Raw genomic sequence first — 14567 nt, 5'->3', positions numbered from 1 at the left:
GCTTCAGGCCGGTACGGCTTCGCGCCCCGCGCGCGTGCGGGCAATGATGGTCTTCATGATCTGTGCCGTGCCGTCGCCGATCTGGAAGCCCAGCACATCGCGCAGGCGCTGCTCCATCACGCCGCGGTCATAACCACCGTGGCCGAACGACAGCAGGCACTGGTGCACCACGTCGTACGCCAGCCTGGGCGCCCACCACTTGCACATCGCCGCCTCGGCGGTATGCGGCAGGCCACGGTCCTTGAGCCACAGCGTCTGCAGGCACAGCAGGCGCGCGCCCTGCACCTGGGTCTCGAAATCGGCCAGCGGATGCGACACGCCCTGGAAGGCCGACAGCGGCTTGCCGAAGGCCTGGCGCTCGGCCACGTAGGCCCAGGTCTCGTCCAGCGCGGCCTGCGCCACCGCCAGCACCTGCAGGCCGATCAGCGCGCGCGAGAAGTCGAAGCCCTGCATCACCTGCACGAACCCCTCCCCCTCCTTGCCGAGCAGGTGGCTGGCCGGCACGCGCACGTTCTCGAAGAAAATCGAGCCGCGCCCGATGGCGCGCTGGCCGTGGCAGTCGAAGCGGTTGCGCGTGATGCCCGGCAGGTCCATCGGCACCAGCAACGCAGACACGCCGCGCGCGCCGGACTCGACGGTGCCGCTGCGGGCAAAGACCACCGCGGCATCGGCCTGGTCGGCGGCGGAGATCGAGGTCTTCTCGCCGTTGACCACGTAGACGTCGCCATCGCGCTCCATGCGCAGGCGCAGGCTGGCCGCGTCGGAGCCGCCGCGCGGCTCGGTCAGCGCGATTGCCAGCAGCGCCTCGCCGCGCGTCAGGCGCTGCAGCCACGGTCCGGCGATTTCCGGCTGTGCATGGTGCGCCAGGATCTGGCCATTGAGCGACGCGAGCAAGTTGATGTACGACAGGCTCAGGTCGGCACGCGCCACGGCTTCATGGATCACGCCGGCGGCCAATGAGCCCATGCCCTGCCCGCCATACTGCTCCGGCAGTTCGGGCGCGATAAAGCCCATCTCGCCCATTTCGCGCATCAGCGCGCGGTCCAGCACGCGGGTGCGGTCGCGCTCCAGGTAGCCGGGCGCCACGCGCGCATCGGCAAAGCGGCGCGCGTGCTCGGCCAGCGCCGTCAGGTCTTCGTCAAGATAGGGATTCATGGTGGTCTCCGCTGGTTCGGACGGCACGGCTTACTTCGCGTACTTGCGGAACTCGGGCTTGCGCTTTTCCTGGAAAGCGCGCACGCCTTCGCGCGATTCCTCGGTGTCGTAATAGAGCTTGAGCGCGTACATGCCCATGCCGGCGATGCCGCTCTGGTGCGCGGTATCGAGATTGAAGGAGCGCTTGGCAATGGCGATCGCGGTGGGACTCTTCTCCATGATCTCGTCGCACCACTTCTGTACCTCGGCATCGAGCTGCTCGTGCGGCACCACCGCATTGACCAGCCCCATCGCCAGCGCTTCCGCGGCCGGATAGCGGCGGCACAGGTACCAGATCTCGCGCGCCTTCTTCTCGCCCACCACGCGCGCCAGGAAGGCGGTGCCGTAGCCCGGGTCGACCGAACCGACCTTGGGCCCGACCTGCCCGAATACGGCCTTGTCCGACGCGATGGTGAAATCGCAGATCGTGCACAGCACGTTGCCGCCGCCCACGGCATAGCCCTGCACGCGCGCGATCACCGGCTTGGGCACGTCGCGGATGGCGTTGTGCAGTTCTTCCATCGGCAGGCCGATGGTGCCGCGGCCGTCGTACTGGCCCTCGTGCGCGGACTGGTCGCCGCCGGTGCAGAAGGCCTTTTCGCCGGCACCGGCCAGCACGATGGCGCCGATCTCGCGGTCATAGCCGGCGCGGTTGATGGCGTGGATCAGTTCGTCGCAGGTGCGGCCGCGGAAGGCGTTCATCTTTTCCGGGCGGTTGATGAGGATCCAGGCGGCGCCGTTGCGCACTTCGTACAGGATGTCTTCGTATTGCATGGTGGTCTCCGTTTTCTGGTGTTTGCTTGCTCAGCCGTTCATGGTCAGGCCGCCCGACACGCTCAGCACCTGGCCGGTGATAAAGCCGGCGTCGTCGCTGGCAAAGAACAGCACCGCGCCGGGCAGGTCGTCGGGCTGGCCGATGCGGCCCAGCGGGATCGAGCGGGTAAAGGCTTCCACCAGCTTCTCGGGGTTGCCCGCACCCTGCTTGTAGTCTTCGAACAGCGCGGTCTCGGTCGGCCCTGGGCACACCACGTTGACGGTGATGCCGTGGCGCGCATGCTCGCGCGCAATGGTCTTGGAGAACGACACCAGCCCGCCCTTGCACGCGGCATAGACCGCTTCGCCGGACGAACCCACGCGCGCGGCGTCGGAAGCGATATTGATGATGCGGCCGCGCTTGCGCTCGACCATGCCCGGCAGCACCGCGTGGTGCATGTGCAGCGCGCCGATCAGGTTGATGGCGATCAGCCGATCCCATTGCGCGGGCTCGGTCTTGATGAACGGCTTGAACACATCCCAGCCGGCGTTGTTGACCAGCACGTCCACCGGGCCCAGGCCCTGCTCCACTGCCGCCACCGCGGCATCCACGCTGGCGCGCTCGGTGATGTCGCAGCGGATCGCCAGCGCCCGCCCGCCAGCCTCGCGGATCTGGCCGGCGACGCGCTCGGCCGCTTCCGGGTTAAGGTCGAGTACGCCCACCGCCGCCCCGGCGCGCGCAAAGCGCAAACACGTTGCACCGCCGATACCACCGCCACCACCGGTCACGATGACCGTCTTGCCTTCAAGTCCTTGCACAGCGTTCTCCTTTCAGGATTCCGGTGCTATCGTGCCGGCCATGACGCCGTCACATCGCACCGCCAATTAGGTAAATATATTTACCTATAATAGGAGGCAGCCATTGCCTGCGCAAGACGCCAACACTGTGAAAAAGACTATGGTTAACCCGGACGTAGAAGTAGAACTCCCCACAAACGCGCGCATGGAACTGGCCAACCGGCTTTTCTTCCGGCTATACCAATGCGCAAATATGTTGCATAAAACGGGATCACGAGCCGTCGAGGCAGAGGGCCTGACGACCCAGCAGTGGGCCGTGCTCGGCGCGTTGTCGCGTCCGGAAGCCGCCGATGGCATGAGCGTGGGCGACCTGGCCCGCTACCTGATGGTGAGCCGGCAAAACCTGTCAGGACTGGTCAGCCGGATGGAACGCGACGGCCACGTCACGCTGGCCCCGGACGGCCGCGACCGCCGCTCACGGCTGATACGGATGAGCGAACCGGGCCGGGAGGTCTGGCTGCACCAGGCGCAGCCGAAGATCCGGGCCTATTACGAGCAGGCGCTGACGGGGTTTTCTACCAATGACCTGACGCACACGCTGCATTACCTGCTCAAGTTGCTGGACAACATGCGTGCGCTCGACACGCCCGACAGCGCAGACGGTGGCAGCCCAGGGGACTGAGTCGCACGCAGTATCGCAACTGAAACACACCGGCACACACCGGCCGGCTGGAACAGCCGAGCGCGCGTCCGCGATCCGCATCCTGGCCTGCCGCGCCGACTGGCGCGCAATATGCGTTGGCATGAAGTTGCTCAGACATCGCGAGCATCAACGGTGAGGCGCCATGCCATTCGCGCCTCGCCACGCCCCGAAGCCCTGAACCACTGCCCCGGCCGCTTGCCCCATGCACGCCGCCGGGACGGCGACCGATCCAACCATAACCGGAGGTCCCGCCATGACCCGCTACATCGTGCTAGCCAGCTTCACCGACCAGGGCATCCGCACCGTCAAGGACACCACCAAGCGCGCGGCCGCCGTGCGCGAGATGGGGGCACGCCTGGGCGTGCAGATGAAAGACATCTACTGGACGCTGGGCGAATACGACATCGTGCTCACCGTCGAAGCGCCCGACGACGAGACCATGACCAGCTTCGGGCTGACCATCGGCGCAGCCGGCAACGTGCGCACCCAAACCCTACGCGCCTTCAATAGCGACGAGATGCAGAGCATCCTCGGCAAGATGGGCTGACCCCTGCCCCGGGAACGCACAACGCCCGCCGGGGCATCCCGGCGGGCGTTGTCGTTTGCCGGGCGCGGCACGCCGGCTCAGAACCCTTCCAGCACCAGCTTGCCGATAGTGCGCCCGCCTTCCAGCATGGCGTGCGCGCGCCGCAGGTTCTCCGCATTGATGCGCCCCAGGTTCTCGCCCAGCGTGGTCTGCAGGCGCCCGGCATCGACCAGCCGCGTGACCTCGTTAAGCAGACGATGCTGCGCGACCATGTCGGGCGTGCTGTACATGGCGCGCGTGAACATGAATTCCCAGACGAAGGTGGCGCTCTTGTTCTTGAGCAATTCCACCGGCAACGGCCGCGTATTTGCGACGATCGTGCAGATCTTGCCCTGCGGGGCGACCACTTCAGCCATCGCCGGGAAATGCCCGTCGATGTCGTTGAAGCAGAGGATGTAGTCGACCTCGGCAAATCCCAGCGCCTTCAGCTGCGCCGGCAGATCGCCACGATGGTCAACCGTATGGTCGGCGCCAAGGCGGCGGCACCATTCCTGCGACTCGGGCCGCGACGCGGTGGCGATCACGGTCAGCCCGGCCAGCACCTTGGCCAGCTGGATGCCGATCGAGCCCACGCCGCCCGCGCCGCCGATGATCAGCACCGGGCGCCCGGCGTGATCCCCATTGGGCGAAATGCCCAGCCGGTCGAACAGAGCCTCCCAGGCGGTGATCGCCGTCAGCGGCAGCGCCGCCGCGTTGGCGAAATCCAGCGAGGCAGGCTTGTGGCCGACGATGCGCTCATCGACCAGGTGGAACTCGGCGTTGGAGCCGGACCGAGTGATGCTGCCCGCGTAGTAGACCGGGTCGCCGACCTTGAACAGGGTCACCTCCGGCCCCACGGCGGCCACCGTGCCGGCCGCGTCCCAGCCCAGCACGCGCGGCGCGGGCTCTACCTGCGCCTTGGGCGCGCGCACCTTGGTGTCGACCGGGTTGACCGAGACGGCCTCAACCTTCACCAGCAGGTCGCGGCCGCCGGGGCTGGGCATGTCGATCTCCACGTCTTGCAGCGAACGCGGGTCGGAGATGGGCAGGTACTGGGTCAGGCCGATGGCTTTCATGGCGGGCTCCGGGTTGTGTAGGGAATGAACCGAAGCGTAGCCTGTCACGATTGATTTGATTAGCCGGAAGCTACAGCAATCAATTTCCCGAAACTCCGGATAATCACCCAACAAAAAGGGCCGCCTGCGCTACCCGCGCAGACGGCCCCGCCAGGGCTTGCCGTCGGCCCTACACCGCCGCCAGGATCTGCCCGCCGCCGTAGCTCGACTGCTCCGGCGGCGCGCCGCCCAGTGCCATCTTCACCGCGCAGTACTTGAACTCCGGGATCTTGCCGAAGGGGTCCAGTGCCGCATTGGTCAGCTTGTTGATCGCCGCCTCGTAATAGCAGAACGGCACGAACACCGCCCCGCGCGGCGTGCCGGCGTCGGCCCGCGCGTACAGCGTGACTTCGCCGCGGCGCGATGCCAGCGTGACCACGTCGCCCGGCTTGCCGCCCAGCGCGTCCAGGTCCAGCGGGTGCACCAGCGCCACCGGATCGGGCTCAATCGCATCCAGCACGCCGGCGCGCCGCGTCATGCTGCCGGTGTGCCAGTGCTCGAGCTGGCGGCCGGTGATCAGCACCATCGGGTAGTCGATATCGGGCCGCTCGGCTGCCGGGATGATGTCGGCCGGCACGAAGCGCCCCCGGCCGCTGGCGGTCGGGAAGCTGTCGATAAAGATCACCGGTTCGCCCGGGTCGCCCTCTTCCTTGCACGGATAAGTCACGGCGTGTTCGCGCTCCAGCCGCTCCCAGGTCACGCCGCCGATGCTGGGCATGGCCTGGCGCATCTCGTCGAAGACCTCGGCCACGCCGTCGTAGTGCCAGTCCAGCCCCAGCTGCGCCGCCATCTGCTGGATGATCCACAGGTCCTGGCGCGCCTGCCCCGGCGGGTTCAATGCCTGGCGGCCGAGCTGGACGGTGCGGTCGGTGTTGGTGAAGGTGCCGGTCTTCTCCGGGAAGGCCGAAGCCGGCAGCACCACGTCGGCCAGGTAGGCGGTCTCGGTCAGGAAGATGTCCTGCACCACCAGGTGGTCGAGCGAGGCCAGCGCCTCGCGCGCATGCTCGGCGTCGGGGTCTGACATCGCCGGGTTCTCACCCATGATGTACATGCCGCGCACCTCGCCGCGCTCGATCGCCTGCATCACCTCGACCACGGTCAGGCCGGGCTCGCGGTCCAGCGGCATGCCCCACAGCGCCTCGAAGCTGGCGATCGCCACGGGATCGTCCACGCGGCGGTAGTCCGGGTACATCATCGGGATCAGGCCGGCATCGGACGCGCCCTGCACGTTGTTCTGGCCGCGCAGCGGATGCAGGCCGGTGCCGGGGCGGCCGATCTGGCCGGTCATCAGCGCCAGCGCGATCAGGCAGCGCGCGTTGTCAGTGCCGTGCACGTGCTGCGACACGCCCATGCCCCACAGGATCATCGAGGCCTTGGACGTGGCATACAGCCGCGCCACCTCGCGGATGACTTCGGCCTCGATGCCGCACACCGGCGCCATCAGTTCCGGGCTGTACGCCGCGACATTGCGCTGCAGCTCGTCAAAGCCGATGGTGCGGCTGTCGATGAAGTCCTGGTCCACCAGGCCCTCGGTGACGATGACATGCATCATCGCGTTGAGCAGCGCCACGTCGGCATCGGGCTTGAACTGCATGAAGCGATGGGCAAAGCGCGCCAGGTCCGAGCGGCGCGGATCTGCCACGATCAGCTTGGTGCCGTTCTTCACCGCATTCTTGATCCAGCTGGCCGCGACCGGGTGGTTCACGGTCGGGTTGGCGCCGATCACGATCACCACCTCGGCCTTGTCGACATCCATCACCGGGTTCGATACCGCGCCCGAGCCGATCCCCTCCAGCAGCGCCGCCACCGACGAGGCATGGCACAGCCGCGTGCAGTGGTCGACGTTGTTGCTGCCAAACCCGGTGCGCACCAGCTTCTGGAACAGGTAGGCCTCTTCATTGCTGCCCTTGGCCGAGCCAAACCCTGCCAGCGCGCGCTTGCCGTGGGTGTCGCGGATCTGCGCGAGCTTGCCGCCAGCCAGCGCCAGCGCCTCTTCCCAGGTGGCCTCGCGGAACACGTCCATGACGTGGTCCGGATCCATGACGAAATCGCCCTGCTTGGGCACGCCTTCGCGGCGCACCAGCGGCACCGTCAGGCGCTGCGGATGCTGCACGTAGTCAAAACCGTAGCGGCCCTTCACGCACAGCCGCTCGTGGTTGGCCGGGCCATCGCGCCCTTCCACGAACAGGATGCGGTTGTCCTTGATGTTGTAGGTCAGCTGGCAGCCCACGCCGCAGTACGGGCAGACCGAGTCCACCTGCTTGTCCGGCACCGCCAGCGCGGCGTCGCGCGCGGGCATCAGCGCACCGGTCGGGCAGGCCTGCACGCATTCGCCGCAGGCCACGCAGGTCGACACGCCCATGGGGTCGTCCATGTCGAACACGATGCGGGCTTCGTCGCCGCGCAGGGCCAGGCCGATCACGTCGTTGACCTGCTCGTCGCGGCAGGCACGCAGGCAGCGCGTGCACTGGATGCAGGCATCCAGGTTGACGGCGATGGCCGGATGCGACAAATCCGCCGCCACGCGTTCGCGCGGGGCAAAGCGCGGCTTGCCGACCTCCAGCTTCGCGGCCCACTGGTCCAGCTCGTTGTGGCGGGTGTAGTCGGTCTCGGGCATGTCCGACTGCAGCAGTTCCAGCACCGTGCGCTGAGCGCGGCGGGCGCGCTCGGATTCGGTCTGCACCTGCATGCCCTCGGCGGGATAGCGGCAGCAGGACGGGGCCAGCACGCGCTCGCCCTGGATCTCGACCATGCAGGCGCGGCAGTTGCCGGCGGGCTCCAGGCCGTCCTTGTAGCACAGGTGCGGCACGTCGAAGCCTTCGCGCTGGGCCACCTTGAGCAGGCTTTCGCCGGGCTGGGCGCTCACCTCGCGGCCATTGAGCGTGAAGGTGACGGCTGGCTCGGCGGATTCGACAAGCGCGCGTTCGGCGCGGGTCAGTGCATTCATGTCAGTCTCTCAGGCCAGTTCGTGCGGGAAGTACTTGATGACGCAGTCGACGGGATTGGGCGCGGCCTGCCCCAGCCCGCAGATCGATGCATCGCGCATCACCGCGGACAGGTCATCCAGCGCCGGCAGGTCCCACTTCGGCTGGCGGATCAGGTCGAGCGTCTTGGCGGTGCCGGTGCGGCACGGTGTGCATTGCCCGCAGGACTCGTGCTTGAAGAAGTGCATCAGGTTGCGCGCTGCCTGCGTGGCGCTGTCCTGGTCGGACAGGATCACCACCGCGGCCGAGCCGATAAAGCAGCCGTAGGGCTGCAGCGTGTCGAAGTCCAGCGGGATATTGCCCATCGACGCCGGCAGGATGCCGCCCGAGGCCCCACCCGGCAGGTAGCCGTAGAACGCATGGCCGTCGAGCATGCCGCCGCAGTATTCATCGATCAGCTCGCGCACGGTAATGCCGGCCGGTGCCAGGTGCACGCCGGGGCGTTTCACGCGGCCCGAGACCGAGAACGAGCGCAGGCCCTTGCGCCCGTTGCGCCCCTGCGAGGCAAACCACTCGGCGCCCTTCTCGATGATGTCGCGCACCCAGTACAGGGTCTCGAAGTTGTGTTCCAGCGTGGGCCGTCCGAACAGGCCCACCTGCGCCACATAGGGCGGGCGCAGCCGCGGCATGCCGCGCTTGCCTTCGATCGACTCGATCATGGCCGACTCTTCGCCGCAGATATAGGCGCCCGCGCCGCGGCGCAGTTCGATCGTCGGCAGGCCGGGGATTGGCGGGTCTTGCTGCAGCCGCTGCAGTTCTTCCGCCAGCAGCTCGCGGCAGCCGGCGTATTCGTCGCGCAGGTAGATATAGATCGCTGACACGTTGACCACCGTCGCCGCGATCAGCATGCCTTCCAGGAAACGGTGCGGATCGCGTTCCAGGTAGACGCGGTCCTTGAAGGTGCCGGGCTCGCCCTCGTCGATGTTGATGGCCATCAGCCGGGGCGCGGGCTCGTTCTGCACGATGCGCCATTTGCGCCCGGTCGGGAAGCCTGCGCCGCCCAGGCCGCGCAGGCCGGAGTCCTCCATCGTGCACAGCACGGCGGCCGGATCCAGGTCGCCGCTGGCGAGGGACTTCAGCAAGGCATAGCCGCCGTCCTTCCGGTAAGCGTCGTAGCCGATATAGGGCTCGGGCGCATGGCGCACGGCCTTTGCCTGCACGGCGGCGTCGATGGCCTCGGCCGTGGCGGTGTCGACCGGATTCTGCCCGACCAGCGCCGCGGGCGCCTTCTCGCAGCGGCCGATGCAGGGCGCGGCCACCACGCGCACTTCAGTGCCGAGCAGCGCGGGCAGCTTGTCGATCAGCGCCTGTGCGCCCGCCAGCTCGCAGGCAATGCCTTCGCATACGCGCACGGTCAACGCCGGCGGCGGTGCGATCTGGCCGTCGGCGTCCTCGCGTACCACGTCGAAGTGGTGGTAGAAGGTGGCGACTTCATAGACCTCGGTCATCGACAGCCGCAGTTCGCTGGCCAGCGCCACCAGGTGCGGCATCGCCAGCTGGCCGTAGCGGTCGTTGATGCAGTGCAGGTGTTCGATCAGCAAGTCGCGCCGGCGGGGCATGTCGCCCAGCGCCACGCGCACTTCGGCCAGCGCGGCCGCGTCTACCTGCCGGCCCTTGGGCTGGCGGCGCTTGCGCTGCCGGCCGAGCCCCGTCGCCTCGAGAGGAATGACAACCTGGTTCATGGCGTGCCTGGATTCTGTTTGTGGGTATCCGATGTGCGATCAGGAAGGCGCCCGGCGGGCCGCCTCCCTGTCGCTCTTTCTATTTTTCGTATTGTGCTACCGGGCGCGGCGCCTGTGCACGCATCGCAGCCGCCACGTCCGGATCCTGCCGGCGCCGGAGGCGCCGTACTGCTTTCTTCATCAGGTCAGGTCTTCCGGCACGGTACGGTAGCCCATCGGTGCCGAGGCATTGGCATGCACATACTTGCGGGCATGGGCCTCGCGCATCGGCTTGAGCACGAACAGCGCCATCACCGCGGTCAATGCCGCCATGCCGGAGGCCACCATGAAGACCGCATGCCAGCTGCCGGTGGCAGTGGTGATCACGCTGGAGAACGGCACCAGCAGCGCGGCCGTGCCCTTGGCGGTGTACAGCAGGCCCGCGTTGGTGGCGGCAAACTTCGGCCCGAAGGTGTCGCCGCAGGTGGCAGGGAACAGGCTGTAGATCTCACCCCAGGCAAAGAACACCACGCCTGTCAGCACCACGAAGGCAACCGGATGGTGGCCGTACTTGGACAGCAGCAGGATGCCGATGGCCTCGACCCCGAAGGCAAAGAACATGGTGCGTTCACGGCCGATATGATCGGAGATCCAGCCGAAGAACGGGCGCGTCAGGCCATTGAGCACGCGGTCGATGGTCAGTGCGAAGGTCAGCGCCGGCAAGGTCAGGCCGAGGATCGAGATCGGGGCGTCGTGCAGGCCGAAGTCCTTGGCGATCGGGCCGAGCTGGGCGGTGGCCATCAGGCCGCCGGCGGCCATCATCACGAACATCGCGTACATGACCCAGAAGATCGGCGACTTCAGCACCTCGCGCGGCGAAGCGTTGTAGGTTGCGGCAGCCTTCAGCGTGGACTTGACCTCGCTCAGGATCTTGGCCGACGGCGGGTACAGGGCCATGCCCAGGATGAACACGATCAGGCCCTGGCCAAGACCGAACCACAGGAACGCAGCCTCATAGCCCGAAGTCTTGATCATGTTGGCAATGGGCACCACGGTCAGCGCCGAGCCCGCGCCGAAACCGGCTGCGGTAATCCCCGCTGCCAGGCCCCGGCGATTGGGAAACCATTTCAGCGCATTGCCCACGCAGGTGCCATACACAGCGCCCGCGCCCAGGCCGCCGATCGCCGCCGCGAAGTAAAGCATGGGCAGCGAGGACGCCACCGAGTTCAGGGCCCAGGCAATGGCGCACAGCAGGCCGCCGCCCACCACTACCGGACGCGGGCCGTACTTGTCGACCAGATAGCCTTCAATCGGGACCAGCCAGGTTTCCGTCACGACGAAGATGGTGAAGGCCACCTGGATCGCGGTGCGGCCCCAGTGGTACTTGTCGTCGATCGGGTTGACGAACAGCGTCCAGCCGTATTGCATGTTGGCGATCATCGCCATGCAGATCACGCCGAATACCAGTTGCACCCACGGCGACGCAAAGCGCGACGTGGACTCCCTCTGCTGCAATTCCATGATGTCTCCTTATAGCGGCGTGCCGCCAAGGTGGAAGATGGGCGCCTGTAGACGCCTCTGCGTGACTCTCAGTCAAAGAACAGCTGAGCCGTTCTAGTGCTATACGGTATGTGATATATCAGGTAAGTCAAGCGTATTCGTCGCGGCTCTGCAGCATGGGACCGCGGTGAGTGACGCCTGGGTGGCCGTTGCTGCAGTGCGACTGGTGCGCACACTGCATCAATGGCCGGTCCGACAGCATCCGGAGTCGTTGGAAATCAAGGAGTTGCCATGCATCGGCACATTAATCGGCCGACTGATGGCATCCGCAAGAATGCCGGGGATCGCGCCCCGGAAAAACCGGGAAAACGATGAATTGGGGAAAGTCCCTAGATGCATACATTAATGTCTGGTGACGCGCGTATGGCTTGGGAACGACGCCGGAAGCGGCGTTAAAGACACAGCAGGGAGCCTGCCGGCCTGGAACCGGGGCGCAGGAAGAGGGGTCGTGCAGGGCGATCGCTGGCAGCGATCGGGGAGGAAGATGGTGGCGGCCGCAGGTTCGTGCAGAACCCTGCCCTGGCTCGCGGCGAATGCCGCAGATCAGGTATCAACCGAGGTACTGCCACAAGGGGTGCCGGCCGCTACAACCCTTGCTGGTTGCGCGGTTCAGCGCGATGGCGCATGGCGCCGGCGCGCATTACGCGTAGGCCAGTTCACCGGCAGCGGGCACGATGCGCGACGGGCTGGCACGGCCCACGCCATCGCCTTCCTGGTTCGAGCCCAGGCCGGCAAAGCGACCGTGCTCCTGCGCGGTCACCAGCACGTCCATCGGCAGGCGCGTGGCCAGCAGCGTGGTCACGCCGGCACCGGCAGCAATCAGGCCCAGGCCAAGAGCGAAGAGAAGAGCGACTTCCATTTGAAAACTCCAATAGCGTTGTGATCAGGAGTTTTCATTATATGCTGCACCGCACTATGTGTAAATATCCTGTATGTAATATATCAATAGAAGTTTTGCACTAATACAACGAATGCCCGCCCCATGCCCCCTGATGAGCCGATTGCCTCACACCATGGTGGTTTTTCGATGCACCACCGGCGACTCCTGATATTCCTGGCCACGCAAGGCATCCCAGATTGCCGCGGCATTGGGCTTGAGCGAGCGGCTCTTGCGCCGAACCAGCATCACCGTGGAAGTCACCTGCGGACGCAGCGGCCGCATCACCGCCGCCGGATTCATGCCGCCCACCTGGGCACGCGACGGCACCACGCCGATGCCAAGGCCCAGCGCCACCATGCCGAACACCGCTGCAAAGTGGCCGAGCAACTGCAGCGAGCCCGCGCGCACGTGATAGCTGCTGAGCGCCTTCTCCACCGCGGGCTGCATGCCGCACTGCTGGTCCAGGGCCAGCACGCGGGCATCGCTCAGGTCGCCCCACCCTACCGCGTCGCGCATCGCCAGCGGGTGCTGGGCGGGCAGGACGGCGTGGTAGGCATCGACGCACAGCGGTTCACAATAGAGGTCGTCGGTTGGCTTCGGATCGGTGGCAATGCCGAAGTCCACCTCGCCGCTGCGCACGCTTTGCAGCACCGACTCCTGCGAGCGGTCCTTCAGGTGGATGGCAATCGCCGGCCACGCTTGCCGGCAGCCGGCCAGCCAGGTCGGCACCGACATCGAGCTGAGCACCGGATCCGAAGCGATCTGCACCAGGCCCTGGCACGGACGGCTGGCGCTCTGGCTGTCGCGCAGGGTCTGCTCGACCTCTTCGATCAGGTGGCAGATGCGCTGCGACAGGTGCTGGCCGGCATCGGTCAGTTCCACCTGGCGCGTGGTACGGTCGAACAGGCGCTGGTCGATCTCATCTTCCAGTTCACGCACGCTGCGGCTGACCGCGGATTGCGTCAGGCCCAGTTCAACCGAGGCACGCGTAAAGCTCTTGTGCCGCGCCACTGCGGCGAAGGCCTTCAGTTGGGGGAGCGAGATATTCACGACCTGCCCCCCTGCCCCGCATCGGCGTGGCTGCGACGGGCCTCTTCAGGCATGGCGGGGTGCCGCGTTGCACGCACCGTTGCATTCAGTCCGGTCACGGTAGTCTCCTTGTGTATTTTTTGTCGTGGCTGTAGGCAGCCATCGTTGTTATCGGCCATGCTTGTGGCCATTGGCGGGCTCCTGGCGCAAGCCGGAGAGCCGGATTCGGGGCGGGGCAGGCAAATCCGACGATTGATGCTACTTGAATCTAAGATCAGCACTGCATAAAGTTTTTTATCGTTTATATAGCCAATCGTTTATATATTGCACGGGACGAGGATGAGGAACGCCACACTGCGGCAGTTGAAGGTCTTTGAGACCGTTGCCCGCCATATGAGCTTTTCACGGGCTGCCGAGGAACTGCACCTGACGCAGCCCGCGGTATCGACCCAGGTGCGCCAGCTGGAGCACCACGTGGGGCTGCCCCTGTTCGAGCAGTTGGGCAAGAAGATCTACCTGACCCCGGCGGGCCACGAGATGCTGCATTACAGTCGCAGCATCATCCAGCAGTTCCGCGAGGCCGAAGACGCCATGTCCCAGCTCAAGGGCATCTCCGGCGGCCGGCTCAACGTGGCGGTGATCAGCGCCGGCGACTATTTCTTTCCGCGCCTGCTGGCCGAGTTCATGAACCGCCATGAAGGCGTGACGCTGAACCTTGCCGTGCATAACCGCGAGGAATTGCTGCACCAGCTGGCCGGCAACCTGACCGACCTGGCGGTGATGGTGCGTCCGCCCGAAGGCATGGACACCATCAACGAGGCCTTCGCCCCCCATCCCTATGTCATCGTGGCTGCGCCCACCCACCCGCTGGTCGGACAGCGCAATATCCCGCTGGCCGAGCTGGCTGATGAAGCCTTCGTTTCACGCGAGAAAGGCTCGGATACCTGGAATTCAATGCAGGAGGGCTTTGCCGGGCGTCTGTCGAACATGCGCATCGCGATGGAGATCAAGAGCACCGAGACCATCAAGCAGGCCGTGATCGCCAATATGGGCATCGCCTTCCTGTCGGCGCACACGGTCGGCCTGGAATTGCAGGCCGGCAAGCTCGCGGTGCTGGACATCGAGGGCTTCCCGGTGATGCTCAACTGGTATGTGGTGCACCGCAAGAACAAGCGGCTGCCACCGGTGGCGCTGGCGTTCAAGCAGTTCCTGATGGAGGAAGGCGCGGGACTGATCGAGCGGATTACCGGGGTGGAAGGTTTGATCAGTCAGAATGCATAAACAATTGATTATGGTTTCGCTATGAAACTTTAATTATCGTAAAT

At 66.0% G+C, this 14567-nt stretch carries 12 protein-coding genes; 3 read left to right on the top strand and 9 right to left on the bottom strand.

What is annotated here, in order from left to right; translation table 11 throughout:
• Window positions 1-3: 3 nt before the first annotated feature.
• Genes aliB through badH form a run of 3 tightly spaced genes read right to left on the bottom strand, consistent with a single transcriptional unit; the run spans window position 4 to window position 2766 of the window.
• Complete coding sequence (aliB, locus tag AC1Q6V_RS26560; protein ID WP_454750923.1) at window positions 4-1155, bottom strand: cyclohexanecarboxyl-CoA dehydrogenase; 1152 nt, start codon at window positions 1153-1155, stop codon at window positions 4-6.
• A 30-nt stretch (window positions 1156-1185) separates the two neighbouring features.
• Window positions 1186-1968 (bottom strand): 2-ketocyclohexanecarboxyl-CoA hydrolase, encoded by a 783-nt coding sequence (badI, locus tag AC1Q6V_RS26555; RefSeq protein WP_010810198.1) that lies wholly within the window; start codon window positions 1966-1968, stop codon window positions 1186-1188.
• Window positions 1969-1998: 30 nt separating this feature from the next.
• Window positions 1999-2766 (bottom strand): 2-hydroxycyclohexanecarboxyl-CoA dehydrogenase, encoded by a 768-nt coding sequence (badH, locus tag AC1Q6V_RS26550; RefSeq protein ID WP_439671939.1) that lies wholly within the window; start codon window positions 2764-2766, stop codon window positions 1999-2001.
• A gap of 139 nt (window positions 2767-2905) precedes the next feature.
• Between badH and AC1Q6V_RS26545 the strand changes: the two genes are divergently transcribed.
• Both AC1Q6V_RS26545 and AC1Q6V_RS26540 read left to right on the top strand, forming a co-directional pair.
• Window positions 2906-3427 (top strand): MarR family winged helix-turn-helix transcriptional regulator, encoded by a 522-nt coding sequence (locus AC1Q6V_RS26545; RefSeq protein WP_041688483.1) that lies wholly within the window; start codon window positions 2906-2908, stop codon window positions 3425-3427.
• A gap of 274 nt (window positions 3428-3701) precedes the next feature.
• Entirely contained in the window at window positions 3702-3995 is a 294-nt protein-coding gene (locus tag AC1Q6V_RS26540; RefSeq protein ID WP_010810201.1) for a GYD domain-containing protein, read from the top strand.
• Window positions 3996-4072: 77 nt separating this feature from the next.
• Here AC1Q6V_RS26540 and AC1Q6V_RS26535 read toward each other — a convergent pair whose 3' ends face one another.
• The 6 genes from AC1Q6V_RS26535 to AC1Q6V_RS26510 all read right to left on the bottom strand — a co-directional run bounded on the left by AC1Q6V_RS26535 (window position 4073) and on the right by AC1Q6V_RS26510 (window position 13263).
• Entirely contained in the window at window positions 4073-5089 is a 1017-nt protein-coding gene (locus tag AC1Q6V_RS26535) for a zinc-binding alcohol dehydrogenase family protein (protein WP_010810202.1), read from the bottom strand.
• A gap of 169 nt (window positions 5090-5258) precedes the next feature.
• The gene (gene fdhF / locus AC1Q6V_RS26530; protein WP_454750924.1) at window positions 5259-8075 is read right to left on the bottom strand and encodes a formate dehydrogenase subunit alpha; all 2817 of its coding nucleotides are present in this window, start codon (window positions 8073-8075) and stop codon (window positions 5259-5261) included.
• Between the two features lie 9 nt (window positions 8076-8084).
• Complete coding sequence (locus AC1Q6V_RS26525) at window positions 8085-9794, bottom strand: NADH-ubiquinone oxidoreductase-F iron-sulfur binding region domain-containing protein (RefSeq protein WP_011617418.1); 1710 nt, start codon at window positions 9792-9794, stop codon at window positions 8085-8087.
• A gap of 180 nt (window positions 9795-9974) precedes the next feature.
• Window positions 9975-11294: an oxalate/formate MFS antiporter gene (oxlT, locus tag AC1Q6V_RS26520; RefSeq protein ID WP_010810205.1), complete on the bottom strand. Its 1320-nt coding sequence runs from the start codon at window positions 11292-11294 to the stop codon at window positions 9975-9977.
• A gap of 679 nt (window positions 11295-11973) precedes the next feature.
• Complete coding sequence (locus AC1Q6V_RS26515; protein WP_010810206.1) at window positions 11974-12192, bottom strand: hypothetical protein; 219 nt, start codon at window positions 12190-12192, stop codon at window positions 11974-11976.
• 147 nt (window positions 12193-12339) lie between these two features.
• Window positions 12340-13263, bottom strand: coding sequence for a LysR family transcriptional regulator (locus tag AC1Q6V_RS26510; protein WP_010810207.1), 924 nt, complete (start codon window positions 13261-13263; stop codon window positions 12340-12342).
• Window positions 13264-13581: 318 nt separating this feature from the next.
• Here AC1Q6V_RS26510 and AC1Q6V_RS26505 point away from each other — a divergent pair, with 318 nt between their 5' ends.
• Window positions 13582-14523 (top strand): LysR family transcriptional regulator, encoded by a 942-nt coding sequence (locus tag AC1Q6V_RS26505; RefSeq protein WP_010810208.1) that lies wholly within the window; start codon window positions 13582-13584, stop codon window positions 14521-14523.
• Window positions 14524-14567: the final 44 nt, after the last annotated feature.

This window comes from Cupriavidus sp. GW823-FHT07B10, assembly GCF_058794355.1.
Note: the sequence above shows the minus strand (reverse complement) of the source record. Positions and strands in the feature narration are given on the sequence as shown.

What these genes read in the sequence shown, in the direction of transcription:
- aliB (WP_454750923.1), bottom strand. Translation starts at nt 1,155, where the DNA reads ATGAATCCCTATCTTGACGAAGACCTGACGGCGCTGGCCGAGCACGCG.
- badI (WP_010810198.1), bottom strand. Translation starts at nt 1,968, where the DNA reads ATGCAATACGAAGACATCCTGTACGAAGTGCGCAACGGCGCCGCCTGG.
- AC1Q6V_RS26545 (WP_041688483.1), top strand. Translation starts at nt 2,906, where the DNA reads ATGGTTAACCCGGACGTAGAAGTAGAACTCCCCACAAACGCGCGCATG.
- AC1Q6V_RS26540 (WP_010810201.1), top strand. Translation starts at nt 3,702, where the DNA reads ATGACCCGCTACATCGTGCTAGCCAGCTTCACCGACCAGGGCATCCGC.
- AC1Q6V_RS26535 (WP_010810202.1), bottom strand. Translation starts at nt 5,089, where the DNA reads ATGAAAGCCATCGGCCTGACCCAGTACCTGCCCATCTCCGACCCGCGT.
- fdhF (WP_454750924.1), bottom strand. Translation starts at nt 8,075, where the DNA reads ATGAATGCACTGACCCGCGCCGAACGCGCGCTTGTCGAATCCGCCGAG.
- AC1Q6V_RS26525 (WP_011617418.1), bottom strand. Translation starts at nt 9,794, where the DNA reads ATGAACCAGGTTGTCATTCCTCTCGAGGCGACGGGGCTCGGCCGGCAG.
- oxlT (WP_010810205.1), bottom strand. Translation starts at nt 11,294, where the DNA reads ATGGAATTGCAGCAGAGGGAGTCCACGTCGCGCTTTGCGTCGCCGTGG.
- AC1Q6V_RS26515 (WP_010810206.1), bottom strand. Translation starts at nt 12,192, where the DNA reads ATGGAAGTCGCTCTTCTCTTCGCTCTTGGCCTGGGCCTGATTGCTGCC.
- AC1Q6V_RS26505 (WP_010810208.1), top strand. Translation starts at nt 13,582, where the DNA reads ATGAGGAACGCCACACTGCGGCAGTTGAAGGTCTTTGAGACCGTTGCC.